Origin of the sequence: Haemophilus parahaemolyticus (assembly GCF_018373095.1) — a bacterium.
Lineage (GTDB): Bacteria > Pseudomonadota > Gammaproteobacteria > Enterobacterales > Pasteurellaceae > Haemophilus_A > Haemophilus_A parahaemolyticus_A.
Genome location: NZ_JAHAHT010000016.1, coordinates 1 through 26,654, shown reverse-complemented (window position 1 = coordinate 26,654; position 26,654 = coordinate 1). Strand labels below are relative to the sequence as shown.

General features: G+C 39.7%; 25 protein-coding genes, 1 tRNA gene, 1 other RNA gene, 2 pseudogenes and 2 riboswitches. Of the genes and pseudogenes, 10 read left to right on the top strand and 19 right to left on the bottom strand.

The features are described 5' to 3' along the window. Positions 1-860: pseudogene (locus KH943_RS03185) on the top strand (NADP-specific glutamate dehydrogenase); the annotation flags it as partial. Positions 861-864: 4 nt separating this feature from the next. Here KH943_RS03185 and KH943_RS03180 read toward each other — a convergent pair. The 5 genes from KH943_RS03180 to KH943_RS03160 form a co-directional block, all read right to left on the bottom strand. Continuing rightward, positions 865-3,177 carry a DNA internalization-related competence protein ComEC/Rec2 gene (locus KH943_RS03180; protein WP_304107492.1) on the bottom strand — a complete coding sequence of 771 codons (2,313 nt, stop codon included), beginning with the start codon at positions 3,175-3,177 and terminating at the stop codon, positions 865-867. A 165-nt stretch (positions 3,178-3,342) separates the two neighbouring features. Next, a complete protein-coding gene (locus KH943_RS03175) occupies positions 3,343-3,615 on the bottom strand; it encodes an HU family DNA-binding protein (protein ID WP_005708418.1) in 273 nt (90 codons plus the stop codon). A gap of 128 nt (positions 3,616-3,743) precedes the next feature. Continuing rightward, positions 3,744-4,334, bottom strand: coding sequence for a YjaG family protein (locus KH943_RS03170; RefSeq protein ID WP_304107489.1), 591 nt, complete (start codon positions 4,332-4,334; stop codon positions 3,744-3,746). Positions 4,335-4,410: 76 nt separating this feature from the next. Further along, positions 4,411-5,475: a uroporphyrinogen decarboxylase gene (gene hemE / locus KH943_RS03165; RefSeq protein ID WP_304107488.1), complete on the bottom strand. Its 1,065-nt coding sequence runs from the start codon at positions 5,473-5,475 to the stop codon at positions 4,411-4,413. Positions 5,476-5,496: 21 nt separating this feature from the next. Next, positions 5,497-6,051, bottom strand: coding sequence for a UPF0149 family protein (locus KH943_RS03160; RefSeq protein WP_438359814.1), 555 nt, complete (start codon positions 6,049-6,051; stop codon positions 5,497-5,499). A 194-nt stretch (positions 6,052-6,245) separates the two neighbouring features. Here KH943_RS03160 and KH943_RS03155 point away from each other — a divergent pair, with 194 nt between their 5' ends. The 4 genes from KH943_RS03155 (at position 6,246) to putP (ending at position 9,027) form a co-directional block, all read left to right on the top strand. Further along, the gene (locus tag KH943_RS03155; RefSeq protein ID WP_005706879.1) at positions 6,246-6,557 is read left to right on the top strand and encodes a cell division protein ZapA; all 312 of its coding nucleotides are present in this window, start codon (positions 6,246-6,248) and stop codon (positions 6,555-6,557) included. 88 nt (positions 6,558-6,645) lie between these two features. Then, a non-coding RNA gene (gene ssrS, locus KH943_RS03150) (6S RNA) lies at positions 6,646-6,827 on the top strand. A gap of 14 nt (positions 6,828-6,841) precedes the next feature. Beyond that, the gene (locus KH943_RS03145; RefSeq protein WP_304107483.1) at positions 6,842-7,411 is read left to right on the top strand and encodes a 5-formyltetrahydrofolate cyclo-ligase; all 570 of its coding nucleotides are present in this window, start codon (positions 6,842-6,844) and stop codon (positions 7,409-7,411) included. A 101-nt stretch (positions 7,412-7,512) separates the two neighbouring features. Further along, positions 7,513-9,027 carry a sodium/proline symporter PutP gene (gene putP / locus KH943_RS03140; protein ID WP_304107482.1) on the top strand — a complete coding sequence of 505 codons (1,515 nt, stop codon included), beginning with the start codon at positions 7,513-7,515 and terminating at the stop codon, positions 9,025-9,027. Positions 9,028-9,198: 171 nt separating this feature from the next. Here putP and KH943_RS03135 read toward each other — a convergent pair whose 3' ends face one another. The 9 genes and pseudogenes from KH943_RS03135 to KH943_RS03095 form a co-directional block, all read right to left on the bottom strand. Continuing rightward, a complete protein-coding gene (locus KH943_RS03135) occupies positions 9,199-9,459 on the bottom strand; it encodes a DinI-like family protein (RefSeq protein ID WP_304107480.1) in 261 nt (86 codons plus the stop codon). A 101-nt stretch (positions 9,460-9,560) separates the two neighbouring features. Continuing rightward, positions 9,561-10,190 carry a 7-carboxy-7-deazaguanine synthase QueE gene (locus KH943_RS03130; RefSeq protein WP_304107478.1) on the bottom strand — a complete coding sequence of 210 codons (630 nt, stop codon included), beginning with the start codon at positions 10,188-10,190 and terminating at the stop codon, positions 9,561-9,563. Positions 10,191-10,203: 13 nt separating this feature from the next. Continuing rightward, entirely contained in the window at positions 10,204-10,647 is a 444-nt protein-coding gene (gene queD, locus KH943_RS03125; protein WP_304107476.1) for a 6-carboxytetrahydropterin synthase QueD, read from the bottom strand. Beyond that, positions 10,640-11,314 (bottom strand): 7-cyano-7-deazaguanine synthase QueC, encoded by a 675-nt coding sequence (gene queC / locus KH943_RS03120; RefSeq protein ID WP_304107475.1) that lies wholly within the window; start codon positions 11,312-11,314, stop codon positions 10,640-10,642. Before queC ends, queD begins: the two co-directional genes overlap by 8 nt. Before the next feature lie 3 nt (positions 11,315-11,317). Next, positions 11,318-11,362: riboswitch (PreQ1 riboswitch) on the bottom strand. Positions 11,363-11,625: 263 nt separating this feature from the next. Continuing rightward, positions 11,626-11,701: transfer RNA gene (locus KH943_RS03115), tRNA-Asn, on the bottom strand. 96 nt (positions 11,702-11,797) lie between these two features. Continuing rightward, positions 11,798-12,553 (bottom strand): molybdopterin-synthase adenylyltransferase MoeB, encoded by a 756-nt coding sequence (moeB, locus tag KH943_RS03110; RefSeq protein WP_304107473.1) that lies wholly within the window; start codon positions 12,551-12,553, stop codon positions 11,798-11,800. A gap of 8 nt (positions 12,554-12,561) precedes the next feature. After that, positions 12,562-13,806: a molybdopterin molybdotransferase MoeA gene (moeA, locus tag KH943_RS03105; protein WP_304107498.1), complete on the bottom strand. Its 1,245-nt coding sequence runs from the start codon at positions 13,804-13,806 to the stop codon at positions 12,562-12,564. Between the two features lie 76 nt (positions 13,807-13,882). Beyond that, a pseudogene (purF, locus tag KH943_RS03100) lies at positions 13,883-15,409 on the bottom strand (amidophosphoribosyltransferase). 12 nt (positions 15,410-15,421) lie between these two features. Next, the gene (locus KH943_RS03095) at positions 15,422-15,928 is read right to left on the bottom strand and encodes a CvpA family protein (RefSeq protein ID WP_005706881.1); all 507 of its coding nucleotides are present in this window, start codon (positions 15,926-15,928) and stop codon (positions 15,422-15,424) included. 287 nt (positions 15,929-16,215) lie between these two features. On the opposite strand from KH943_RS03095, the gene KH943_RS03090 reads away from it, so the two are divergent. Both KH943_RS03090 and KH943_RS03085 read left to right on the top strand, forming a co-directional pair. Beyond that, positions 16,216-17,133, top strand: coding sequence for an SPFH domain-containing protein (locus tag KH943_RS03090; RefSeq protein WP_304107470.1), 918 nt, complete (start codon positions 16,216-16,218; stop codon positions 17,131-17,133). 24 nt (positions 17,134-17,157) lie between these two features. Next, positions 17,158-17,610: an NfeD family protein gene (locus KH943_RS03085; protein ID WP_304107496.1), complete on the top strand. Its 453-nt coding sequence runs from the start codon at positions 17,158-17,160 to the stop codon at positions 17,608-17,610. A gap of 124 nt (positions 17,611-17,734) precedes the next feature. On the opposite strand, the gene rsmA is transcribed toward KH943_RS03085, so the two are convergent. The 5 genes from rsmA to KH943_RS03060 all read right to left on the bottom strand — a co-directional run bounded on the left by rsmA (position 17,735) and on the right by KH943_RS03060 (position 23,285). Then, on the bottom strand, positions 17,735-18,610 hold the full coding sequence (rsmA, locus tag KH943_RS03080) for a 16S rRNA (adenine(1518)-N(6)/adenine(1519)-N(6))-dimethyltransferase RsmA (protein ID WP_304107494.1): 876 nt from the start codon (positions 18,608-18,610) through the stop codon (positions 17,735-17,737). Between the two features lie 72 nt (positions 18,611-18,682). Further along, positions 18,683-19,633 carry a peptidylprolyl isomerase gene (locus KH943_RS03075; RefSeq protein ID WP_304107469.1) on the bottom strand — a complete coding sequence of 317 codons (951 nt, stop codon included), beginning with the start codon at positions 19,631-19,633 and terminating at the stop codon, positions 18,683-18,685. A gap of 66 nt (positions 19,634-19,699) precedes the next feature. Beyond that, positions 19,700-21,130, bottom strand: a complete 1,431-nt coding sequence (gene hldE / locus KH943_RS03070) for a bifunctional D-glycero-beta-D-manno-heptose-7-phosphate kinase/D-glycero-beta-D-manno-heptose 1-phosphate adenylyltransferase HldE (RefSeq protein ID WP_304107467.1) — start codon at positions 21,128-21,130, stop codon at positions 19,700-19,702. An 11-nt stretch (positions 21,131-21,141) separates the two neighbouring features. Beyond that, positions 21,142-22,671, bottom strand: a complete 1,530-nt coding sequence (gene der, locus KH943_RS03065; RefSeq protein WP_304107465.1) for a ribosome biogenesis GTPase Der — start codon at positions 22,669-22,671, stop codon at positions 21,142-21,144. Between the two features lie 218 nt (positions 22,672-22,889). Then, entirely contained in the window at positions 22,890-23,285 is a 396-nt protein-coding gene (locus KH943_RS03060) for an H-NS family histone-like protein (protein ID WP_304107463.1), read from the bottom strand. A gap of 164 nt (positions 23,286-23,449) precedes the next feature. Next, positions 23,450-23,634, top strand: a riboswitch (Lysine riboswitch). Between the two features lie 111 nt (positions 23,635-23,745). On the opposite strand from KH943_RS03060, the gene KH943_RS03055 reads away from it, so the two are divergent. From KH943_RS03055 to rpsI, 3 genes are all read left to right on the top strand, one after another. Continuing rightward, positions 23,746-25,290 carry a Na+/H+ antiporter NhaC family protein gene (locus KH943_RS03055; RefSeq protein ID WP_304107461.1) on the top strand — a complete coding sequence of 515 codons (1,545 nt, stop codon included), beginning with the start codon at positions 23,746-23,748 and terminating at the stop codon, positions 25,288-25,290. Positions 25,291-25,556: 266 nt separating this feature from the next. Beyond that, complete coding sequence (rplM, locus tag KH943_RS03050) at positions 25,557-25,985, top strand: 50S ribosomal protein L13 (RefSeq protein WP_304107459.1); 429 nt, start codon at positions 25,557-25,559, stop codon at positions 25,983-25,985. A 15-nt stretch (positions 25,986-26,000) separates the two neighbouring features. Continuing rightward, positions 26,001-26,396 (top strand): 30S ribosomal protein S9, encoded by a 396-nt coding sequence (gene rpsI / locus KH943_RS03045; RefSeq protein ID WP_005708818.1) that lies wholly within the window; start codon positions 26,001-26,003, stop codon positions 26,394-26,396. Positions 26,397-26,654 lie beyond the last annotated feature (258 nt).

Below are 26,654 nucleotides of genomic sequence, written 5' to 3'. Positions count from 1 at the left end.
TACCTGCAGGCGATATCGGTGTAGGCGGTCGTGAAATCGGTTATATGTATGGTCAATACAAAAAATTACGTAACGAATTTGCATCTGTATTAACAGGTAAAGGCTTAACTTGGGGTGGTAGCTTAATTCGTCCTGAAGCAACAGGTTACGGTGCGGTGTACTTTGCCGATGCAATGCTTGCAACTCGTGGTCAAAGCTTTGAAGGCAAACGTGTGGTGATTTCGGGCTCAGGTAACGTAGCACAATATGCAGCTGAAAAAGCAATCCAAAAAGGTGCTAAAGTATTAACGGTTTCAGATTCAAACGGTTATGTGTTATTCCCAGATTCAGGGATGACCGAAAAACAATTAGCGGATTTATTAGTGCTTAAAAATGAACGTCGTGAACGTTTATCTGTGTATGCACAAGAGCAAGGTATTCAATACTTCGAAGGTCAAAAACCTTGGGGCGTGAAATGTGATATTGCACTTCCGTGTGCAACCCAAAATGAATTAGATGGTGAAGCTGCAAAAGAGTTAGTGAAAAACGGCTGTATCTGTGTAGCAGAAGGTGCGAATATGCCAACCACATTAGAAGGTGTGGAAGTGTTCATTGCAGCGAAAATTCTTTATGCACCAGGTAAAGCAGCAAACGCAGGTGGTGTAGCAACTTCAGGCTTAGAAATGAGCCAAAACGCTATCCGTTTATCTTGGACACGAGAAGAAGTTGATCAACGCTTATTCGGCATTATGAGTGCAATCCACGAAAACTGTGTGGAAAACGGTACAGAAGCAGGCGGCTATGTAAACTATGTAAACGGTGCAAACATCGCGGGCTTCAAAAAAGTGGCAACTGCGATGTTAGAACAAGGCGTTTTATAATGAACTAATCCTTAGGATTGTAATTAAAATAAGCTTGATACCAAGCCGAACTTCGTGTTCGGCTTGTTTTTATTTGATATTTTCCCTCCTCAAAAATCACTTTCACCATACCTACCTTGGATGTATCTAAAATCTGCACGCCATGCTTTTCCAGTCGTTCGACGACATTTTTATTCGGCATTTTCCACGCATTCCAACGCCCAACTGAAATCACCGCAATATTAGGTTTTGTTGTTGCCACTAAAATCTTGCCTGTGCTTGTTTTGCTACCGTGATGCCCGACTTGTAAGAAATCGATTTTTCCAATTATCGGAGAAAAAATTTGCTCTTGCTCTATGCCTGCATCACCTGTAAAAAGCAATTTCAAGCGGTCTATTTCGACTAATAAAGTGCAAGAATGTTGGTTTTCTGCTCGCTTTGTGATTTGTTCGGGGAAAATTGCGGTCAGTTTTATGCTGTCAAATTGCCATTTTTTGCCTGCAACACAAGGCTCTGGAATACGCTGAGCATAAGCCGTTTGTCCACTTGAAAAGTACTGGGCATGGGGGTATGCCGCCAGCAGATCGGCAACGCCCCCTGAGTGATCGTTATCATCGTGGCTGATAAAAATCGCTTCAATCTGAATATTATTGCGTTTTAAATAAGGTAGCACCTCTAAATTTGCCATTGAATTGCGTTGCGATCCTTCTCCCCAACTTGCTCCCGTATCGTAAAAAATTGCCTGCTTTTGACCGCTTGCGTTTTGGTAAACCAAGGCTTGAGCCAAGCCTTGACCAATATCAAACGTAATCCATTCGATGTGATGATCTTTTTTCAGATAGCCAAGCCCAGCAAGATAAATTGAAGCTAAAACGATGCTGAATTTGGCAAAAAACTGCCAAGATTTCAGCCAATTTTTCGCATAAATGCCGCTCAGAATCAGTGTATAAAATGCGAGCAAATGCCATTGATTTTGTTGAGATAAGGTTATCCACGAATGAGAAAGTGGTTTAATCAGCCATAAGCTAAATTGTGCTAACCAGTCTGCCAATTGCCAAGTGTGGATCAGGTTATCTGTTAAGAGAGTAAATAGAATCATCGGCACAAGCACAAGGCTGTAAAGCGGGACGATCAATAAATTGGCTGCAAAACCGAGTGGAGAATAACCTCCAAAAAAGAAAAATTGTACGGGCGAAAAAAGGAAAAAAATGCCCATTTGTAAATGCAATAACGATAACACAGGCTTGAAAAAGGGGCGGTTTAGCCAATTCGGAATGAGCCATTCAAACTGTTTAAGCGGGAAATAGCGATACCACAAAATCAGGCTTGCTACAGCTAAGATTGAAAGCCAAAAGCTGTCAGATAATATTGTAATCGGATCTAAAACCAGCAAGATCGCAACAATACGCCACCAAAATTGGCTGGGTGTGTAATGCCTGCGTGCAAATTGGCAAAGCAAAATCAAACTAATCGCAAAAATGGCTCGAATGGTTGGAATAGCAAAACCAGCCAAATAGCTGTAACTTAAAGCAAAAGCAAAGCCCATTAAGCGAGGAAATAGATAAGAAAATCCCATTCGCTGTACAAAATTATAACGATATTTTGTACTGAGCATAAGCCATTGCCCGAACTTGGCAAACCAAAAGCCGAAACCAAAAGCAAGGGCAATGTGTAGCCCTGAAATTGTAATTAAATGTGCAGTGGTGGTTTGTTGGAAAATTTGCCAATGCTCTGATTTCAACCAAGCACGTTCCCCAAAGGCAAGAGCTAGTAATAGCCCTTGGGTTTCAAGCGTTTCGGTTTGTTGATAAGTGCGATTTATCCATCGGGTTCGCAGGGGCAAGTGATTGGCGTGAGCAAATTCTGCCTTGCGAACGGTTGCCAGCCCATCAATATCATTGGCGAAATACCAACGTTGACGGTCGAAATTACCGATATTGCTACGTCCAGAAATCGGGCGAAGATTGAGCTCTGCTTGATAAGTGGCGTTCAATTGCAAAGGCGTTTTGGCTTGCCAATTCAGATAAATTTTTTGACCGCTTGTAAGTTGCCCAACAGCGGTTTGGTATTCTTGTTGCTTTAAAATTTTAATGATTTCAATCGGTTGCGTGCTTTTATAAGCGGTAAAATTTTCTGCCTGATTTGCAATTTTTAACACTTGCCCGTAACTTAGCAATATTATCAAGCCCAACATAAACGGCAAAAGCTGGTGTTTAAAGCCAAAATAAAACATCAAGAGTGTGGCGAATAACATCACAGGCAATAAAGCCTGTTGTGGCAGCCATAAAATAGGCAAAAAAGAGAGACAAAGAAGAATGAAAAAGCGGTCTAATGTCATAGCAATCTGTTTTTGCTAGACAGTATGCCAAGAAAGGGAAAAGTGTGCAGAATTTTCTTTCAAATTTTCGAGCGTGATCGAAAAAATAAAAAAGAAAGGAAATAAAAAACACCTTAGTAATCAGGAGGGCTAAGGTGTTCAAAAAAGAATGATTAAATAATCAAATTATTTAACTAAATCTTTTAATGCTTTACCAGCAACAAACGCGGGGATTTTTGCTGCTGCGATTTTGATCTCTTCACCAGTACGTGGATTACGACCAGTACGTGCTGCACGCTCATTTACTTTGAAAGTACCGAAGCCGATTAATTGAACAGCATCACCTGCTTTTAAGCTTTCAGATACTGCTTCTAACGTTGCTTCTAAAGCTGCTTTAGCATCTTTTTTGCTTAAGTTTGCTTTTGCTGCGATAGCATCAATTAATTCACTTTTGTTCATAGTTTAATCCTCAAAGATTGTTTAGTTATGGCGAAAATCGCCGAAAGGGTTGATATAACTTGGTGTAGCTTAATTCAAAGTTCGAATTTCTCAAATAGGCAAATATTATTTTTTATCGAAAAATAATTCTACTGGTTAAAAATCACACCAATATTGCTTATTCCCACACTTCTGATCTCATTTTTAAGGTCTAAAATCAAGGCAACATCACGCTCTTCGCATTCATTGAGAAGGCGGTAAATTTGCCATTGTACGTCTAATTCTTCTTGAATTTCTTCTGAATTTTTTAGCTCTACTTCGCTTAATTCTCGTTCATTTTGCATCTCTAAATAGCTTGCCACTGTGCCAAGCGAGATTTGGCTAATGCGAATTGCTTGATCAAGTGTTGCGCCTGCAATGATGCTGTGTAGCAACTCAGAAAGTGCTTCGCACGCCTCTTGGGCAGGAAGTACGCCGAAAAATTCATATTCGTTCACATCTGGGATGATGTTTTCTAATTTTTCGAGCTGATTATCAAAGTTGATTTTCGCTCCCTTAACAGTGAGATGCTCCCAAACGAGATTTAAGATATTCTGATAGACCTTCGCATTCTCTTCTTGCTCAGCAACATGGCAGAACATTTGAAAGTTAGGGTACATTCTTTCGCACAAACACGCCATAAAGGTCAGGTGTTGCCAAGGTTCAAAGCGTTCCATACGTTTGTGAATGGGGTTTCGCATATAATTCCTCGCGATAGTTAATGATAAAGCGGTCGAATTCGTAAAAGTTTTACAACACTCCACCGCTTGCAGCTAATTATTTATGATATTGCTTCGAAAACTCGTGAATAGCGTTTACAAACACTTTCGGGCTTTCGGTTGGAACATCTTGGTGAATGCCGTGCCCTAGATTGAATACGTGACCAGAGCCTTCGCCAAAACCTGCAAGAATGTTTTTAACTTCTTGCTCAATGCGTGCAGCTGGAGCATATAATACGCTCGGATCCATATTGCCTTGCAGTGCTACTTTGTGCCCTACGCGTTTTTTCGCCTCACGAATATCAACAGTCCAGTCTAAACCAACTGCATCGCAACCTGTATCAGCAATCGCTTCAAGCCATAATCCACCACCTTTGGTGAAAAGTGTAACAGGTACTTTTCTGCCATCATTTTCGCGAATTAAGCCTTCCACGATTTTTTGCATATATTGCAATGAGAAGGTTTTGTACTCTTCGTGAGCTAACACACCGCCCCAAGTGTCAAATACCATTACCGCTTGTGCACCCGCTTTAATCTGTGCATTTAAATAAAGAATGAGGCTGTCTGCAAGTTTGTCTAATAATGCGTGTAAAAGCTGCGGATCGGCATACATCATTTTTTTTATTTTAGTGAATGCTTTACTTGAACCGCCTTCTACCATATAAGTTGCTAAAGTCCATGGGCTGCCAGAGAAACCGATTAACGGCACTTCGCCTTTTAATTCACGGCGAATGGTGCGAACAGCATTCATTACATATTGTAATTCACCTTCAGGATCGGGAATTGGCAAGTTATCCACTTGGATTTTATGCTCAATTGGGCGAGCAAATTTAGGACCTTCGCCTGCACCAAAACTTAAACCTAAGCCCATTGCGTCAGGAATGGTCAAAATATCTGAAAATAAAATCGCTGCATCTAATGCATAGCGGCGTAAAGGTTGTAAAGTCACTTCACAAGCTAAATCAGCATTGCGACAAAGCGACATAAAATCGCCTGCTTGTGCACGAGTTGCTTTATATTCTGGCAAATAACGACCTGCTTGACGCATCATCCAAACGGGGGTCATATCCACAGGTTCACGTAATAGGGCTTTTAAATAACGATCATTTTTAAGCTGAGTCATAATTATCCTTATTCTTCAAAATTAGTGCAGTTGAGCTTTGTTTGCAGGTGTGGTATTTAATGCGAAATTGCTGTGCAAGAAAAGAGCCAGCACGCGTAAATATTCGACGACTTCTTCGCCCGCTTCGATGAGTTCTTCGTTTTTGTCATCATCGTGGTAGCCAAGGCGTGAGATCTCTTCTAAATCATCAATTGCTTCGCCTACTTCATCTTTTTCTTCGCTTAATTTGGGTTGAGCTAAACCTAACCCCAAAATAAAGTGGCTTGTCCATTCCGCAATGCTATCAGCAAGAGCGAAGCCATCATTTTCATCTTCAGGTAACCAAAGGCTGAAAAGCGCGTTGGCTTCCGTATAACTAGCGGTCAATTCTTGATAAAAGTTTTCCAATGTTTTGAGAGGAGCTTGAGAAAATGCGAGCCCATCATTGGTAAATTGGTAGGTTAATGTTTTCCAAGATTCATCTTGAACACCGCCAACAATTAAGCCACTTAAAAAGCCGTGAAATTCGGCTGGTGTAAGCTCAATTTGCAGTTGGGCAACGAGTTGTTTAAATTCTACTTGTATTGTCATATTAATAAAATCAGAGGATGATCAATCAGGCTCGCATAATAGCAAAAAAACATAAAATAAGGGATAAAAATCGGGCTATTATACTGATTTACCTATAACATAATTAAAATTGTTGAATGGAATTTAGCGATTTTTCTATTTATGATTAAATTGAATAATGGCATAATAAACTAATTTATTCTTTATAAGGACGGCTTGTTATGTCGGCAAATAATATTGAGATACAAATTTTTGGGCAAGTTTTACGATTACATTGTCCACCAGAACAGAAAGATAATTTACTTGCCTCTGCCCAACGTTTGGAAGAGCGTGTGGGCGTTCTAAAAGAACAATCAGGCATTATTCAGTTAGAAAAAGTATTGGCAATCGTGGCACTTAATTTAAACTATGAACTTGAGCTTGAAAAACAACGCAATGAAAACAATAAAAATGTGTTACAAAACTGCATTCAGCAGCTAGATAGTTCATTGAATAAACTTCAGCCAGCCGCATCAATTACGGTTGATGAATAACTGTTATATGCTCGCCTAAAAGCTAGGCAAACGTAAAATAAATTACGTTTAAGACTAGGAAAAAAGGCAAAATTCCGTTAATATTCTAACCTGTCTGGGGTGTGCGTTGTTGGTTACGTCCCTGAGCCGATAATTTAAAACTTTGAGTTGGACATCCAGTTGTTGGTGAGCATGCTTACTTTAAGTAAGAAGCCTAAAAACAAATACGTTCGACTCCCTTGAACCTTCTGGTTCAAGGACTATTACCGATAGCGGCACTTCGGACACCCCACCAACTATTACCTATGCAATCATCCATTCAAACAGACCGCCAAGTTCTTCGTAAACAACTTCTTGAAAAACGCTCACATTTATCGGCTGAAAAACAGTTACAAGCCTCACACGATCTTGTTCCTATTGCATTAGATATTATCGAAAAACAGAAAGCTGAGCATATCGCCGTTTATTTGCCATTTAAACACGAAATTTCACCGCTTGTGTTAGTTGAAGAGTTACGCAAACGAGGCATAAAATGCTATTTACCGATTATTCATCCTTTTTCAAAGGGAAATTTGCTTTTTTCTCGTTTTGAATCAGTCACACCGTTAGAAAAACATCCGTGGGGTTTGTTACAACCGAAATTAGATGTGAGAAATGTGATTCCGACTTCGCAAATTGAGATGATTTTTACACCGCTTGTTGGTTGCGATAAACAGCTTGGGCGACTTGGCTATGGCGGTGGTTTTTACGATCGTACCTTTGAACAAAATCCGAAAGCGATTCGCATAGGGTTGGCTCACGCTTGTCAGTGTGTAGAAAAGTTACCGCTTGAATCTTGGGATAAGCCACTGCATCATTTAATTATTGCGGAATAAGCCCGATTAAATCAAAAAAATCTTCCTTTTTATGCGGTTTAAGTTGAAATTTTACTAAAAATCAGTAATCTTTTTCCTTTAAAATTTTAAGAGGATGCATAATGTTTGGCTTAGATCCAACCGTAACTACCTTCCTGATTTATTTGTTAGGGATGATCTTAATTGGCTTTACCGCCTATCGTGTTACCAATAATCTTTCTGATTACATCTTAGGCGGCCGTCGCTTAGGTAGCTTTGTTACCGCACTTTCTGCGGGGGCATCAGATATGTCTGGTTGGTTATTGATGGGATTACCAGGGGCAATTTATGCGGGTGGTTTAATTGAAGCCTGGTTGGCAATTGGCTTAACATTAGGGGCATATCTTAACTGGAAATTGGTTGCAGGTCGTTTACGTGCCCAAACTGAATATTTTGGCGATGCTTTAACGTTACCAGAATATTTCCACAACCGTTTTGGCGATAAAACTCGCATCATTAAAATCTTATCTGCACTGATTTTCTTACTTTTCTTTGCCGTCTACTGTGCTTCTGGGGTTGTAGCTGGTGCTCGCGTATTCGAAAACCTATTTGGTGTTCCTTATGCGGATGCAATCTGGTATGGTGCCGTTGCTACGATTCTTTATACCTTTATCGGCGGCTTTTTAGCGGTGAGTTGGACGGATACCATTCAAGCTACATTAATGCTTTTTGCGTTAATTCTTACGCCCGTTTTTGTTCTAATAAATATTGGTGGTTTTGAGGTAATGGAAACCGCTATTGAGTACACAGAAACAATCACTCAACGTAACTATAACGATATGTTTACAGGTACAACTTTACTAGGTGTAGCAAGTTTAATGGCGTGGGGATTAGGTTATTTTGGTCAGCCTCATATTGTCGTTCGTTTTATGGCGGCAGAAGGTGTTAAATCACTCGAAAATGCTCGTCGTATTAGTATGACGTGGATGATTATTTGCCTTGCTGGTGCAATTGGTATCGGCTATTTTGGTATGGCTTATTTCTTCGTATATCCAGAAAAAGCCAGTATAGTGAGCCAAAACAACGAACAGGTTTTCATTGAGCTTGCAAAATTATTATTCAATCCGTGGGTTGCAGGCATCTTACTTTCCGCCATTTTAGCCGCTGTAATGAGCACGCTTTCAGCTCAGCTTTTGATCTGCTCAAGTGCAATTACCGAAGATCTATACAAAGGCATCCTTCGTCCAAAAGCCTCTGATAAAGAACTCGTTTGGTTAAGCCGTTTAATGGTGCTCGCTGTTGCTGTGCTTGCGATTTACATCGCTAAAGATCCAAACAGCCAAGTATTTGGATTAGTAAAAGATGCGTGGGCAGGCTTTGGATCAGCATTTGGTCCTATCGTCTTACTCTCATTATTCTGGAAACGAATGAATGGTTTAGGTGCAATGGCAGGTATGCTCACAGGTGCATTAATTGTGTATTTCTGGAAAGATTTAACCGCTTTACTTGAACTGCCAGAAATGTATTCTATGATCCCTGGTTTCTTACTTGCAACACTGATGATTGTCGTGATTTCTCTCATTACACCAGCACCAAATGCCAAAACATCTGAAACCTTTGAAAAAGCGAATAAAGCGTATTTAGATGAATTGAAATAATAAATAGCATAATGAGTAAAAAAGTTGCTAACATATATTTTTAATAATGTTAGCAACTTTTTATTAAAATAATATACTAAAAGTGTTGGTAAAAATAGCTTTCAATAAAATGGCATAAAGTAGACAAAACTAACATGCTCTATTATACCTCGTATTATCTTACGTGCTGGCCTAATAATACTGTTCATTTAACTCATCAAACGCTGAGCCATCATTAAATAGCTCTTCTAAAAATTCAGAGACATTTTTCTTTCCTTCTTTCCCTAAACCAAAAACTGAAACATCACTTATTGAGGCTGATTTCCTGACTCTTACAATCGTTTTTGGAAACTCTTTTGCTACCTCTTCTTCTACAATTTCAAGTAAGCGGTCGAATTTGTGATCTTTCATTTTTTGTGTGTTGGCTATACGAATATTGATAGTTGCTTGCATAAAAATACCTTATTAACTGTATTTAAGATTAGTGAATTTAAATACAGTATAACAAGGTATTTTAAACTGTCAATATAAACAGTGTTTTTATCTAATAGAATTTACTCAATCCCCACAATCTTGTGCGTTTGCAAACTCAGATGCCATTTGGGTTTATTTGTGCGCTGATTAAGCTGTCCTAACTGGGTTATTGTTTCGAGCAAATTCATTTTGCCATCAATTTCGCACGGCGAGAGATAATAATGCTCTGCTTGAATTTGTTGCTCAATCTGCTCGCAAAATGCTAACACATCTTCATCCGCCACAATGCGAACCTCATGAGCAAAAGGAATGCAACGGCGTTGATATTTCTCTTGATACAACCGTTTCGGGCTGGTTGCAATATAATCAATCTGTTTCGGTACTTCTTTCAAGCCATTAGTTTCAATCGCTAAAAAATAGCCCTCTAGTTTAAATGCATCCAATAACACGCTTAGATTAGGTTGAATAGTTGGCTCTCCACCTGTGATGATAATATTCCTTGCTGAATAGGATTTCACTTTGGCTAAAATATGCTCCAATGTCCAACTTTCAAACGTCATATAATCGGTATCGCACCACGGGCAAGTAAGGTTACATTTGCCAAAACGGACAAAAATGCTCGGCATTCCTGTGTTAAAACCTTCTCCTTGCAAGCTCTCAAAAATCTCAACAATCGGGTAAGTGATGGTACTAAAAATGGTATTTTGCATTTTACTCATCAATTTACACCGCTTGTAAGTATGGGGCTTGCGAATATTCACAGTAAGACGTTGGCGTTTCCCACAGGCGAATAAGAGTAACTGGCAACCCCTCTTTTCTGAGCTTATCAAACATATATTTTGCCATCTCTTCCGCCGTGGATCGGCTTGGAATGCCATAGACTTTTGAATCTAAATCGATTAACAAATTTGCCACTTTGCTCTCTTTTGGGCTGTTAAGATCGTAAATAAAAGCGTGATCCATCGGGTCTAAAATATGTGTTTTAACGGCAGCTTTCAGATCGGTATAATCCATCACCATCCCACGTTTTGCCCCTTCTGCGACTAACTCGCCTGCTACTTCAACTTGCAATTTGTATGTGTGCCCATGCAGATTTTTACATTTGCCATCATGCCCATCGAGCATATGCGCCATATCAAAACTAAATTCTTTTGCAATTTTAAACATCTTTTTTCTCTCTTTCTGCAAGGTATTCATTCAAGCCTTTTTCACGCAACACACAGCTTGGGCAAGTGTGGCAGCCACCTTCCACACCTAAATAGCAGGTGTGTGTATGTTCAAGAATATAGTCAAACACACCCAAATCATCTGCCAATTTCCACGTCTCTTTTTTGGTGAGATACATCAACGGCGTACGGATGTTGAAGTTATAATCCATCGCCAAGTTCATCATTACATTCATTGATTTTACGAATACATCACGACAATCAGGATAACCGCTGAAATCGGTTTCACACACGCCTGTGTAAATGGTCGAAATGCCCTGCCCTTTGGCATAAATCCCCGCATAAAGTAAGAATAAAGCGTTGCGTCCATCCACAAAGGTATTAGGCTTATCGCCCTCTTGCTGAATTTCTACAGCTTCTTGCATTAAGGCATTGGTAGTAATCGCTTTGATCACCGATGTGTCAATTAAGGTCTGTTTTACGCCAACATCTTTGGCGATCCATTCGGCTTTTTCAAGCTCAATCGCGTGGCGTTGCCCATATTGGAAGGTCACCACTTCAACATTTTCCTTGCCGAATTCTTTAATCGCTTGGAAAAGACAAGTAGTGGAATCTTGCCCGCCTGAGAAAATCACGAGGGCCTTTTTAGGTTGTTGAGATAGGTTCATTGTGTATCCTTAGTTTTTTTATGTGGGAGGTTCTCGAACCACAAGAAAAAGTAAGCGGTAAAATTTTATCTTCTTTTGGTATAAACTTGATCGAAAATTCTACCGCTTATGAATAAATATTATAGTCTAAATTTAAGTAAGAAAAAAATGAATTAGTACTATTTACATTTTGAAAGGCTTAATAAAAAGAAGCCCTATAGCAAAAGGGCTATAGGGCAAATCTTTTGTTCTAATTCTGGAGGTAAGAATTACTGTTTTACAAAAGGAGACAAATAAAACAAGAACAAAAGCAAAATCTAAAGAAAATTAGTTGGCTCCTCCTGCGGGACTCGAACCTGCGACATATGGATTAACAGTCCACCGTTCTACCGACTGAACTAAGGAGGAATAAAACGGTGAGTATTTTAGGCTAAAGCGTTTTAGCTGTCAAACTGATTATTTCACAAATAAAATTATAAGTCATATTAGCCTTATTTATGCATCTTACTCGTGCGATACACTGCAAACAGAACAACTCGCCATTTTCGGCAAATTCATTTCTCGCACAGAAAAATGTAAACCATCAATAATTAACAATTTTCCTGCTAAAGTTTTACCAATATTGAGTAGGACTTTGATAGCTTCCAATGCCTGTAAACTGCCAATCACACCTACAATGGGGGAAATCACACCCGCTTCTACACAGCTTAACGTATCACTTCCAAAAAGCTGGCTTAAACACTGGTAGCACGCTTCATTTTCAGCATAGGTAAAAACGGAAATTTGCCCTTCAAAACGGATTGCTGAACCTGAAATAAGCGGTCGCTTTTGCTCGAAACATTGCAAGTTGAGCTGGTTTCGCACATCAACATTATCGGTACAATCCACCACCACATCTACTTGCCTAATGAGTTCGGCAAATTCTGCATCATCACATTTTTTCACGACTGCTTGCACCTCAATATTCGGATTGATTGCTTGCAAACGAACCTTTGCTACTTCCGCTTTAGGTTTACCTATATCGGCATCTGTATAAAGAATTTGGCGTTGCAAATTAGAAAGCGAGATAGTGTCAAAATCCACCAGAATGATTTTACCCACTCCAGCACTTGCCAAATATTGACTTGCAGAACAGCCTAACCCACCCGCACCGACAATTAACACGCGGCTCTCTTTGAGCTTTTCTTGCCCATCAAAATCAACCGCTTTTAGGCTGATTTGTCGGTTGTATCGCAACATTTCGTGATCGGTTAATTCCATATTCCCTACTATTTCAACAAGCCATTAAAAGGCTGAATGGTCACTTTTTCGCCTGCTTGTACATTACCTCGTTCAGCCTCTAGCACGATAAAACAGTTACTTTCATAGAAAGCACTGAAAATATGCGAGCCTTGCTGCCCTACTGGTTTTACCATCAATTCGCCTTGCTCATTGATGAAATAAAAACCGCGTTGGAAATCTTCGCGACCAGCTGCTTTCTTTAAATTAGTTGCTGCACAAGTGGTCATTTTTGGCATTAAATTTGCAAGATAATCTGCATTTAAGCCTGCAAGTTGAGCCAAAGCAGGCTGCACTAATTGGTAGAAAGTAACTAAGGCTGAAACAGGATTACCTGGCAAACCGAAGAAGACAGTTTGTTTTTCGTTTTCATTACCTAAAAAGCCAAATGCGAATGGCTTACCTGGTTTCATTGCGATTTTCCAGAAGGCGATTTTACCCAATTTTTCGAGCACATCTTTGGTGAAATCTGCCTCACCGACTGACACGCCACCGCTGGTAATTAACACATCTGCAGCTTGTTGTGCTTTCATAAAAGTCTCTTCGAAAATTTCCGGATCATCAGGCTGAATGCCAAAATCTAAAATCTCGCAATTCAGTTTCTCCAGCATTAAACGTACCGCAAAACGGTTAGTATCATAAATCTGCCCTGTAGAAAGTGGTTTGCCCACACTCACTAATTCATCTCCTGTAGAAAGAATCGCGACTTTAGTGCGTTTAAATACCTCTACTTTCGCAATGCCAAGCGATGCCAACAACGGTAAACTCGCCACGTTTAATAAACTGCCTTTGGCAAGCACAAGACTGCCTTTAGCCACATCTTCGCCCACGCGGCGGATATTCTGCCCAAGCTTAATACTGTTGGTAAATTTAATCTGATTTTCGCCCGCTTGTTCGGTTTCTTCTTGCATAATCACGGCATCGCAGCCTGTTGGCAGCATTGCTCCCGTCATAATTCGCATACACTCGCCTGATTTGATTTCGCCCTCAAACGGCTTACCTGCGAAAGCTTTGCCTGCAATGGTAAAAGTAGAAAATTGATCTAAATCCGCCAATTTGATTGCATAGCCATCCATCGCTGAATTATCAAAACTTGGGACATTAATCGGAGAAATAATATCTTGAGCAAGTACACGATTTGCAGCTTGATTAAGGGAAAGAGTTTCTGTTTCTGTTGGGGTTGGAAGCTGGGCAAGCATATTTGCCAAAGCCTCGTTGAGAGGTAAAAGTGCCATCATATTTTCCTTTTGAAGAATAAGAGAAAGGGCGTAAAAAACGCCCTTTTTTCTGAGTTTACCCGATTTTCACCCATTATGCACTTGCACTAATGTTGTGAATTTCTAAATTGCCTGATTGAGCCGCATTTTTTGCTTTCGCTTTATCATTACGGGCATTGGCAATCGCATCTAAATAAGCTTTGTCCACATCACCTGTGATATATTCGCCTGTAAACACCGATGCATCAAAGTTTTTAATTGCAGGATTTTCGGTTTGTACCGCTTTGAAAAGCGAAGATAAGTCTTGGAAAATTAATTTATCTACGCCAATCATCTCTGCAATTTGATCCACATCACGATGATACGCCACTAGTTCTTCACTAGTTGGCATATCAATCCCATACACGTTTGGATAGCGAATTTCTGGTGCTGCGGAAGCGAAGTACACTTTTTTTGCCCCAGCAGCACGTGCCATTTCAACAATTTGCTCAGAGGTTGTGCCGCGAACGATAGAATCGTCCACCAACAACACATTTTTGCCTTTAAATTCTGCCGCAATTGCGTTTAATTTACGGCGAACCGAACTTTTCCGCTGTGCTTGACCTGGCATAATAAAGGTGCGTGCCACATAGCGATTTTTCACAAAACCTTGACGATACGGTTTATAAAGCACATTCGCAATACGAACCGCAATGTCGTTTGAGGTTTCCGGTACAGGGATAACCACGTCGATTTCATCCACTATTCTGCCCCACTCACGTTTAATTTTTTCGCCCAACATTTCGCCCATATGTACGCGTGAAGCATAAACAGACACGCCATCAATTACCGAATCTGGACGGGCAAAGTAAACATATTCAAAAATACAAGGATTAAGCGTTGGATTCTCTGCACAAATTTGTGAGTGAAGCTCACCATCAAAGGTAATATAAATTGCTTCGCCTGGCAGCACATCACGTTCAAATTCAAATCCTAATATGTCTAATGCCACAATTTCAGAAGCAAACATATATTATGTTTTACCATCTACCACACGATTACCCAATACAAGCGTTCGAATTCCGAATGGATCGCGGAATGCCACCATACCATGCCCAATAATCATTGCGATACAAGCGTAAGCACCTTTAATAATTTTGTTGGTTTTGCGGACAGTTTCAAAAATGTTTTCAGGTGAAAGGTGTGAGGTTGGATATTGATCAAGATAGTGAGCAAAAATGTTTAATAACGCTTCGGAGTCAGAATTGGTGTTCACGTGGCGACGTGCTTCAGTGAAAAGTAATTCTTTTAATTCTATACTGTTGGTTAAGTTACCGTTATGCACGAGCGTTAAACCAAACGGTGAGTTTACATAGAAGGGTTGTGCTTCTGAAACGCTTGAACTGCCTGCGGTTGGGTAACGTACGTGCCCAATACCCGCATTACCTTGCAAGCGTAACATATGTTCTTGGCGGAAAACCTCACTTACTAAGCCATTGGCTTTACGTAAGCGAAAACGGTTTTCCTCATCAATGGTGACAATACCTGCGGCATCTTGCCCTCGGTGTTGAAGTAATGTTAAACCATCATACATCGCTTGGTTTACAGGCGATCCCCCAATAATCCCGACAATGCCGCACATAAAAAATAACCCCTATTTAGTTGAATTTAAGAAACTAGAATTTGCCTGTAATTGCTCGAAAAACCATTGCACAATGAAGTCAAAATGCGGGATAAGTTGCGATTCTTTCCAAAGCTCATTTTGGCTTACTGATGTGAAGGTATCAAGGAAGAAAAGTGCTACAGAGACGATTAAAATCCCACGCAATGCACCAAATGCCCCACCGAGAATACGGTCTGTAGTAGATAAAATACCAGTGGTTGAAATGATCTTATTTAATAACGCATTGATGACACCGCATACAATCAGCACGAGCACGAAAAGTGCTGCTGCCGCTACGCCATTGCGTAAATATTCTGAATTTTGCAAGTAAATAGAGTTTACTTGGGTAAGATAACCACTCAAATAAGGGTAAAAATTACTTGCTACCCAAAACGCCAATACCCAGCCAGCCAGCGATAATGCTTCACTCACAAAGCCGCGCCATAAACTAATTAGAATAGAAAATGCAATCAAACCAACGATAATAATATCAACCATATAAACCTCTACGGGCAATATCCGCCCTATTTTACAAAAAAAGAAAACGTTTGCGTAGTGCAAACTGTGGAAAAAACATCATTATTTTGATGAAAGTGAGTAAGCGGTCGATTTTACAGAGTATTTTGCAAACCTTCTTTCTTTTTAACCGCTAAAGGAAAATGCCTTTACGCATTTAACCGTGGAAGCATTGCATTGTAGCGAGAATTTTCTGCAGATTCTACTATAAAAAATGAAATGAATTTGCTAGACTTGTTCTGGTTAAACAATCATCAGAAGGAGTAAAAATGCTAGATGGATTCACACTGGTCGCATTAATTTTTGTGGTATTCGTTGTTGTTATCTTATATTCCACTGTCAAAACGGTGCCTCAAGGTTATAACTGGACAATTGAGCGTTTTGGTCGCTACACACGCACCTTAATGCCTGGGTTGAATTTAGTTTTGCCATTTATTGATCGCGTTGGTCGTAAAATCAATATGATGGAGCAAGTGTTAGATATTCCTTCGCAAGAGATTATTTCTAAAGATAACGCCAATGTTGCGATTGATGCTGTTTGCTTCGTACAAGTCATTGATGCTCGCAGTGCCGCTTATGAAGTAAACCACCTTGAACAAGCGATTATCAACTTAACGATGACCAATATTCGTACTGTTTTAGGCTCAATGGAACTGGATGAAATGCTCTCTCAACGCGATTCGATTAACAGCCGATTACTTGCAATAGTGGATGAAGCAACCAACCCTTGGGGTGTAAAAGTCACTCGTATTGAAATTCGTGATGTACGTCCACCGCGTGAGCTGATTGATTCAATGAATGCTCAAATGAAAGCGGAACGAAATAAACGTGCAGAAGTATTAGAGGCAGAAGGGATTCGCCAAGCTCAAATTTTACGTGCTGAAGGGGAAAAACAGGCGCGTATTTTGAAAGCGGAAGGTGAGCGTCAAGAAGCCTTTTTACAAGCTGAAGCCCGTGAGCGTGCAGCTGAAGCGGAGGCAAAAGCAACACAGATGGTTTCAGATGCGATTGCCGATGGTGATACCAAAGCGATTAACTATTTTATTGCTCAAAAATACACCGAAGCATTAAAAGAGATTGGTGGCTCACAAAACAGTAAAGTGGTGTTAATGCCGCTCGAAGCAGGGAATCTAATAGGTTCTGTAGCAGGCATTGCTGAATTATTGAAAGGCGAAAAACGTGTATAATTTCGCGTAATAAAAGAGGATAGCATTATGGATTGGCTAACAACTTGGTCATTATGGCATTGGTTGATTTTAGGTTTTATTTTGCTGATTGGCGAGGTGCTCACACCAGGTGTTTTCTTAATGTGGTGGGGATTTTCTGCCTTAGTTACCGCACTATTACAATGGCTTTTCCCTATACTACCACTCTCTGTCTTCGCAATTTTTTATGCTGTTTTAGCCTGTATCCTTTCAATGATTTGGTGGAAATATCAAAATGGGAAAGATCGCCAAGAACAATCACATTCTAGTTTAAATCGACGCAATTACGCTTTGATTGGTCAATTTGGCACAGTGCAAGAAATTTCACCTAATGGCATTGGTCGAGGCATTTTTGGTGATACCACTTGGCGAATCCAAGGTGAGCAACTGGCTGTAGGTGATACGATTTATGTTGAACGTATGGACGGGATTACGCTTATCGTAAAAAGAAAGCATTGAAAATAAATAAAAGGGCTTATTTTATATTCAGAAACTTAGCAAGCCTTGCTATATAAAAATAATTTATCCAATATAAAAGGCTAATTCTATGATGAAATTAGCCTTTGTTTTATCAGGATATACGTTAATCTTCAAAAGATTCTTCTAACACTTCTTCTTGGTTTACATCTACGGGTGGATTATCGCATAGCCAGTTCGCTAAACGAGCATAATCTGCGATGCTAAGATTCTCAGCGCGAGATGTCAAATCTATGCCTAATGCTTCTAATTGTTCTGCTGTGAAGAGTGTTGATAATGCGTTACGTAAGGTTTTGCGACGCTGGTTAAATGCTTGAGTTGTTACGCGATTAAGCCAATAAATATCTTTTACGGGATGTGGTAAGGTTTTGTATGGCACTAAACGCACGACCGCAGAATTTACTTTGGGTGCGGGTTTGAATGCTGTTGGTGGCACTTCAAGCACTGGCATGACTTGACAATAATATTGCGCCATAATGGTTAAGCGTCCATAAGCCTTGCTATTGGGGGCTGCACATAAACGTTTTACTACCTCTTTTTGCAACATAAAATGCATATCTTGGATTAAGTCGTGGAACTTAAACAGATGGAACATTAAGGGAGTAGAGATGTTATAAGGCAAGTTACCGAACACGCGTACTCCTTCGCTATCTTGTAAGTTTAGGCTTTCAAAATATTCGCGAAAATTAAAACGTAATGCATCCTGTTCTATGATGGTAAGTTTTTGGTTGATAAAAGGATGATGGCGTAAACGTTCAGCTAAATCACGGTCAAGTTCTACGACGGTGAGTTTATCTACTAATTCGGCAACAGGCTCTGTTAATGCACCTAAACCAGGGCCAATTTCTAATAAAAATTGACCGCTTTTCGGGTTAATTGCTGATACGATATGATGAATCACATTCATATCGTGTAAGAAATTTTGCCCGAAACGTTTACGAGCAGTATGACCTAAATGTTTTTTTGAATTTGTACTCATTATGTTTTCAATCTATAAAGAATGTTTTTGAAATTAAAGAACCCCGCTTAAGCGAGGTTCCTGAAATAGCTCGAATTATTTAGCGTCTACATATTGGATATTTGCCCCTTTACGTAAGGTTTTTACCCAATCTTTTGAGGCTTCCTCGGCTTGTTTATTCACTAAATTTTCATAGGCCTTTTGAGCATAGGCATCTTGAGTTCTATCGCCTTGACGTGTATCAGTCACTTTCAAAACGTGCCAGCCGAACTGTGATTTAAATGGAGTAGAGATTTGATCTTTTTTCGCACGGCTTGCCACGTTAGCAAAAGCAGGATCAAAAGTATCTAAGAATTGGAAACCTAAATCACCGCCGTCTGCTGCGGAAACATAATCTACCGAATTTGCTTTTGCTGCCTCTTCAAAGGTGGTTTTTCCAGCTTTAATGTCTGCAACCAATTGATTTAATTTTGCTTTAGCTTGAGCATCATTTAATACAGGGTTGGTTTTGATAAGAATATGGCTAATGCGATATTCTTGTCCTGTTACTGCTTTTAGCTTACCTGCTGCTTTATCTTTTTCTAACATTGCTTTTGCTTGAGCTTGTACTTGCTCTGGCTGCACTTGAATAGCTTGACCAATACTTTGATGGCGTATAGCTTCCATCATCATCTGTTGAGCGATTTGCTCACGATATTGATTGAGGCTAATACCTTGGTAATCCAATGCATCTAATAATTGACCATAGGTTAAACCATTACGAGCAGCAATGTCTTCAATAGCACGATCAACTTGGCGATAATCAATTTTAATGCCAGCTTTTTGTACTGCTTGTTGCACTAACATTTCATCAATCACGCTTTCAAGTGCTGCTTTACGGTTTACCTCATTATTGGCTTTTTTACCTAATGCATTAATCACTTGGCTTTCCATAATCATATTGCCATCAACCGTTGCTATAACACGCTCTTCAGCTGTTGCAGATTGAATCATAAATAACGTACCAAGCAATGCAACTAAAATAGATTTCGCGGAAGTCATTTTCATTTTATGTTCCCTATAATAATCATTAAATAATGGGATCTTAGAGCAAATTAAACACAAAAGGTTCAACTATACCAAAGATTGAATTTTCTTAATCACATTGGTGGTAGAACAACCATTCTCAAAGTTCAATACTTGTACTTCACCGCCATTTGCCCAGACTTCTTGGCTGCCTGCGATCTCTTCAGGTTTGTAATCGCCACCTTTCACCAACAAATCTGGCAAAATTTCGCCGATCAAGCGTTGAGGCGTATCTTCATCAAACGGTACTACCCAATCCACTGAAGCCAAGCCAGCAAGTACAGCCATTCGAGCAGCTAAATTATTAATTGGACGGGCTTCACCTTTTAAACGTTTCACTGATTCATCCGTATTTACTGCAACGATTAAACGATCACCAAGTTTTCGTGCATTTTCTAAGTAAGAAACGTGTCCTGGGTGAAGAATATCAAAACAACCGTTGGTCATCACAATTTTCTCGCTACGGTTTTTGGCATCATGCACGATCTCTTTCAACTCAGCTTCAGAGACCACACCAAAACCCGTCATTGCACGTTGGTGAATTGCATTTTCTAATTCCACTGGCGTAATGGTTGAAGTGCCTAGTTTACCCACAACCACGCCTGCTGCGGCATTGGCTAAATAGCACGCTTCTTCATAAGGGCGACCATCAGCAATCGCTGTTGCCAACACGCTGATTACCGTATCGCCTGCACCCGTCACATCATATACTTCTTTCGCTTGGGTCGGTAAGTGATAAGGGGCTTGATTTGGACGAAGCAGGGTCATTCCTTTTTCAGAACGAGTGACTAATAACGCTGACAAATCAAAGTCGGCGATCATTTTTAAGCCTTTTGCCACGATGTCCTTATCGTCTTTGCAATGCCCAACCACAGCTTCAAATTCAGACATATTTGGCGTGAGCAAAGTTGCCCCACGGTAGCGTTCAAAATCTGTGCCTTTCGGGTCGATTAACACAGGCACGTTCGCTTTACGTGCGATTTGAATCATCTGTTGTACGCTTTCCAGCGTGCCTTTGCCGTAATCTGATAAAATCAACGCCCCGTAAGCGGTGATTTCTTGAGATAGTTTTGCAAGAAGTGGTTGGCTATCGACATTATGAAAGCCCTCTTCAAAATCTAAACGTAACAGTTGCTGATGGCGAGAGAGAATACGCAATTTGGTAATGGTTGGGTGAGTTTGCACCGCCAAACAATGGTTCTCAATGTTGTGCGAGTTGAGCAATTTATCCAACGCATTACCCGCATCATCTCGCCCAATCAAACCGTGCAAAGCCACAGGCACATTAAGGCTAGCAATGTTCATCGCCACGTTTGCAGCCCCGCCCGCACGCTCTTCAATATCTTGCACTTTTACCACTGGCACAGGAGCTTCTGGCGAAATACGGTTGGTCGCCCCAAACCAGTAGCGATCGAGCATCACATCGCCTAACACCAATACTTTGGCTTGATTAAATTTTGGAGAGTATTGCATCATCATAATGTTTTCTCTTATCTTTTTGATTTCTTAATAAACTTCATCAAACGTTTACGTTTACGCAACTGGCTTGGAGTGAGCTTATTACGTTTGCCCGCAAACGGGTTATTCCCTTCTTGGAATTGAATGCGAATTGGGCTACCAATAATTTTCAAGCTTTTACGGAAATAGTTTGATAAGTAACGTTTGTATGAATCCGCCAATTTTTCCACTTGGTTACCGTGAATCACGATAATCGGCGGGTTGTAACCACCTGGGTGGGCATATTTCAATTTCACACGACGACCATTCACAAGTGGCGGTTGATGCTCATCTGCTGCCATACGCAAAATGCGGGTAAGCATAGAGGTCGATGTTTTTTGTGTTGCACAGGCATAAGCTTCTTTCACTGAATCGAACAAGTTACCCACGCCAGAACCGTGTAATGCGGAAATAAAATGCACACGAGCGAAGTCGATAAAATCTAAACGGCGATCAAGCTCTGATTTCACTTGATCTTTAATATCCTGTGATAAACCGTCCCATTTATTTACTACAATGACAAGCGAACGTCCTGCATTCAAAATAAAGCCCAAAAGCGATAAATCTTGGTCGGAAATCCCTTCACGAGCATCAATGGTTAATAGCACCACATTCGCATCCTGGATCGCTTGCAAGGTTTTGATTACTGAGAATTTCTCTACCGCTAAATTCACCTTGCCACGTTTGCGCACCCCCGCAGTGTCGATAATGGTATATTGCTGACCATCGCGTTCCATCGGAATATAAATGGAGTCGCGGGTTGTGCCTGGCATATCATAAACCACCACACGCTCTTCGCCGAGAATACGGTTGGTTAGCGTTGATTTGCCAACATTCGGACGCCCAATGATCGCAATTTTAATATTTTTATCTTCAATACGTTCTTCGATTTCTTCTTCCAATGCTTGGTCTAATAATGCCGCATCTTCTTCATTATCCACATCGAAATCGTGATCCCATTCGTCTTGCGAGGTTTCCTCTTCTTCTGCAAATTCTTCACCATTTTCGACCGCTTTATCCGCATTTAATTGCTCACCTAATGGTGCTAAAACTTGCTCGATCAACTGCGTAACGCCACGACCTTGTGCTGCAGCAATCTGTTCTACTTCGCCTAAGCCTAATTGATAGAATTCTGCACAGTGTGAATCAGCATCAATACCATCCGTTTTGTTTGCTACTAAAACAGTCGTTTTTTCACGTTGTCGTAGGTATTGTGCAATGCCTACATCTGCTGGCAGAAGCCCTGCACGTGCATCTACCAAGAAAAGGACTACATCAGCTTCTTCAATGGCTAAAAGGGATTGTTCCGCCATTTTTTCTTCAACACCTTCCTCAGTGCCATCAATACCGCCTGTGTCAATTACGATAAAATCATAGCCTGCGATATTAGCGTGACCATATTTACGGTCACGGGTTAAACCTGGAAAATCCGCCACCAACGCATCACGCGTGCGAGTTAAGCGGTTAAAGAGCGTGGATTTACCCACATTCGGTCTGCCTACAAGAGCAACAACTGGAGTCATTTTCTCGATCCTTTTAAAATTCAGCCTTCGTACATTGCAAAATTTGTGTATTATATACTAAGTTAGTCAATTTAAAAAACCAATCAAAAATAAAGACGTCTATATAAATAGAAAAATCTCCATTGAACTTAAGTTCAATGGAGACTATAAATATTTAAATTTAGTAATACTATTTAATTATTTAGCATATGATATTACTTAACTTTTATGAAGTTAAATTAGATTTCAAAATCTGCTAGATTTTTTCCTACTAATTCACGAGGCGTACGCCCTTGGCCCGTCCAAGTTTTTTCATTTCCATTTACGTCCACGAATTTATATTTAGCTGGGCGAGGCTCAATAGGTTTACGTACTTTTTTTTCAGGTGCTGAATGCCCTAGTAATAATGCAAGCTCATCAGGAGAAATACCATCTTTAGCTAACATTTCTTTATATTTGTTTAAATTCTCTAAACGTTTAGCTTGTTCTAATTTCTCAACTTTGATCTCTTCACGTTTTTCTTCTATAACGATCGTTAATTTATCTAATAAAATTTCTAATTGTTCTAATGATGTTTCACGAGCAAGAGCACGTAAACTACGGATGTTAGATAAGGTTTTTAATACATTAGACATTATAAGCTCCTATAAAAATATTATATAACTTGAAAGTGGATGATATATTACCCGAATATATTTTTAAGGTAAATAATTTAAATTTAAAAGATTTTTAAATCACATTAAAACTCCGAAAAAATCGCTTGTTTAATACCTCTATTTCAGGTAATCTTAACCAATCCTACGATTGTAGAGGTTGCAAATACGATAAGTACTTTTTCTGAGTGGAAAACGATGAGGAAAAATGAAAGGCGTATTTGCCGAAATCAATTAAGCGTCATCTTAGTTGGTTGGGGTCGTTGCCGAAAGGGACGACACTGTCGCAGTTTTGATATTCCTTGTATCACTGCGGAGTGCTACTGTAAGTTAGGTGAGGATTCTTCCTTTTATCCTTCCTTTATTATTTGCCTTCCTGAGTAAATACATTCAGTAGATTCAATGACATTATAAAAATATTTTTTAATAAATTAGAGGTTTTATGAATCTTGTTGATTATTCATCATCGCTTTGGTCTGTTGTGCCAGCGTTAATTGCACTTCTGCTTGCGATTGTAACTAGACGTGTGTTAATTTCATTAAGTTTGGGTATTATTGTTGGTACATTAATGTTAGCTGGCGGAAATGTGCTTGATGCCGTTTTATATTTAAAAAATAGTGTAGTTTCTTTGCTTTATAAAGGTAGCGAAGAGGGGTTTAATAGTAACAACATCAATATTATTTTATTTTTAGTATTATTAGGCATTTTAACTTCTTTATTAAGCGTTTCAGGAGCAAACCAAGCTTTTGAAAATTGGGCTCAAGAGAAAGTTAAAGGTAGACGTGGTGCCAAATTAATGGCGGCTTGCTTAGTTTTTGTTACTTTTATTGATGACTATTTCCATAGTCTTGCAGTGGGTGCTATTGCTCGTCCTGTAACGGATAAATTCAAAGTATCGCGTGCAAAACTTGCTTATATTTTAGACTCAACTGCCGCACCAATGTGCGTGTTAATGCCTATTTCGAGCTGGGGGGCTTACATTATCACGCTCATCGCAGGATTATTGGCGACACATTCTATCGTAGGTTACACACCATTAGGTGCGTTTGTTACAATGAGTGCAATGAACTTCTATGCAATTTTCTCGATTTTAATGGTATTTTTTGTTGCATATTTCTCCTTTGATATTGGATCTATGGCTCGTTTTGAGCGTAATGCCATGAGCCAAGAAGAGAAATCTTCTGAACAACAAGGCTCTTTAGAAGCGGGGGTACGCGATTTAGTACTTCCAATCTTAGCGCTAATTATTGGCACAGTAACGATGATGATTAAAACAGGTGGTGATGCACTGGCAGAAGCGGGTAATCCTTTTACTCTTTTAGGTGCATTTGAAAATACTACCGTTGGGATATCATTAGTCACTGGTGGTGTTGCAAGTATTATCGTATTAACACTTTGCTTATTAGTTCGTCGTCATATTTCTGTGGGTGATTATATAAAAGCTTATGGTGCAGGTATAAAAATCATGTCTGGTGCGATTTTAATTCTTTTCTTCGCTTGGACAATCAATGGTGTTGTAAGTGATATGCAAACAGGTAAATATCTTTCAAGCTTAGTCGCTGGCAATATTTCTCCTGCATTATTACCTACTATTTTATTCGTATTAGCGGCAGCAATGGCATTCTCAACAGGTACAAGTTGGGGAACCTTTGGCATTATGCTTCCAATTGGGGCATCTATGGCTGTTCACTCAGATCCTACTTTAATCATACCTTGTTTATCTGCTGTAATGGCAGGAGCTGTATGTGGTGACCACTGCTCGCCAGTGTCAGATACAACAATCCTTTCTTCAACAGGTGCCCAATGTAACCATATGGATCACGTGCTTTCACAATTGCCTTATGCACTATTAGTAGCGGTAGCATCAGTGGTTGGTTACTTAGTTGTAGGTTTTACGGAATCAGGTTTACTTGGCTTTATTACAGCAGGTATTACAATGTTAGTATTGATTATGTTGTTCAAAGCGAAAAAGGCAGAAAAAGAGTAAATAGAAAAACCCCAGCTTTGTCTGGGGTTCTTTTAAGTAACAAGTAGTCAAAAATTTAGTTATATTGACCAAATGCAAAAAAGTGGCGAAAGTATTAGATTTTTAGCAAAAAATCTGTATAATATTAAAACCCTGTTTTTGTTTGGTCTTTCCCGCCAAACAAGTTGGTCTAAATAAGACTCGAAGGGGTCGGATTTAGCCGAAAAATTAATAGGTAATATCTGCAAGGATATTGGGTTTAAACTTTAAATTTTGGTATTTAATTAATGAAAACTTTTGTAGCAAAACCAGAAACAGTAAAACGTGACTGGTATGTAGTAGATGCGACAGATAAAACTTTAGGTCGTTTAGCTACTGAATTAGCACGCCGTTTACGTGGTAAACACAAGGCTGAATATACTCCACACGTTGACACAGGTGATTACATCATCGTTATCAACGCTGAGAAAGTAGCTGTAACAGGTAAAAAAGAAACTGACAAAATCTACTACTGGCACACTGGCTATGTAGGTGGTATCAAAGATGCAACCTTCAAAGAAATGATTGCACGTCGTCCAGAAGCAGTGATCGAGATCGCAGTAAAAGGTATGTTACCAAAAGGTCCTTTAGGCCGTGAAATGTTCCGTAAATTAAAAGTTTACGCAGGTAACGAACATAACCACGCTGCACAACAACCACAAGTTTTAGACATCTAATCACGGAGCATCAAAATGACAGCAGCAAATCAAAACTACGGCACAGGTCGCCGCAAAAGCTCTTCAGCTCGTGTATTTATCAAACCGGGCAGCGGTAACATTACTATTAACCAACGTTCTTTAGACGTATACTTCGGTCGTGAAACTTCACGTATGATCGTACGTCAACCATTAGAATTAGTTGAATTATTAGACAAATTAGATTTATATATCACTGTAAAAGGTGGTGGTATTTCTGGTCAAGCAGGTGCAATTCGTCACGGTATCACACGTGCATTGATTGAATACGACGAAACTTTACGCCCAGCACTTCGTGCAGCTGGCTTCGTTACTCGTGACGCTCGTCGCGTTGAACGTAAAAAAGTGGGCTTACACAAAGCACGTCGTCGTCCACAATACTCAAAACGTTAATTTTGAGTATCTATACGAAAGTATTATCGCAAAAGGCAGGAATTCCCTGCCTTTTTGTTTATCTATAATTATAAATATCACATAAGAGTAAATAATATTCCAGCAAGAATTCTTGTACAACATATGAAAAATGAATAAGAATTAGTTATTTTTAATAAGCAAACGTTTGCTTATTTTATGTGGATTCTGTAAAATTCGCCCTAATTTTTTCCACTCGGAGGACGTATGTCTTTATTTAATTTTGAAGAACGTGGCTCA